General features: G+C 53.9%; 1 protein-coding gene and 1 pseudogene. Both read left to right on the forward strand.

Translation table 11 applies throughout. The features are described 5' to 3' along the window. Nucleotides 1–289: pseudogene (locus ACS8YF_RS19835) on the forward strand (nucleotide-binding domain containing protein); the annotation flags it as partial. Further along, nucleotides 286–631: class II aldolase/adducin family protein (locus ACS8YF_RS19840; protein ID WP_440851801.1), on the forward strand; the 346-nt coding region annotated here is incomplete at its 3' end. The pseudogene ACS8YF_RS19835 and the gene ACS8YF_RS19840, both read left to right, overlap by 4 nt.

Consider the following 631-nt stretch of genomic DNA (forward strand, 5'->3'; position numbering starts at 1 on the left):
AACAGCAATACGGTGCACAAAAGCCAGTCAGGCAGTAGAAACACTGTTTTCTCAACTAGCGGCGCGGTTAGCAGCGGAAGGCGTGACACGCTTTATTGTCGCAGGCGGTGAGACCTCCGGCGTAGTCACACAGAGCCTGGGAATAAAAGGGTTTCATATTGGCCCAGCCATTTCCCCCGGCGTGCCGTGGGTAAACGCACTGGATAAGCCTGTCTCACTCGCCCTTAAATCTGGCAACTTCGGTGATGACGCCTTTTTTTCACGAGCCCAAAGAGGGTTTTTATCATGAGCGATTTCGCAAAAGTAGAGCAGTCTTTGCGAGAGGAGATGACGCGGATTGCCAGTTCATTCTTTCAGCGCGGCTATGCAACCGGTTCGGCTGGCAATCTGTCGCTGCTTTTACCTGACGGGAATTTACTGGCGACACCGACAGGTTCATGCCTGGGCAATCTCGATCCGCAGCGGCTTTCCAAAGTCGCCGCAGATGGCGAATGGTTAAGTGGTGACAAACCCTCGAAAGAGGTGCTCTTTCATCTGGCGCTGTATCGCAACAATCCGCGTTGTAAAGCGGTGGTGCATTTGCACAGCACATGGTCGACGGCGCTTTCCTGCCTGCAAGGGCTGGACAGCA

Source organism: Salinisphaera sp. SWV1, from assembly GCF_052044155.1.
Taxonomy (GTDB): Bacteria; Pseudomonadota; Gammaproteobacteria; order Nevskiales; family Salinisphaeraceae; genus Salinisphaera.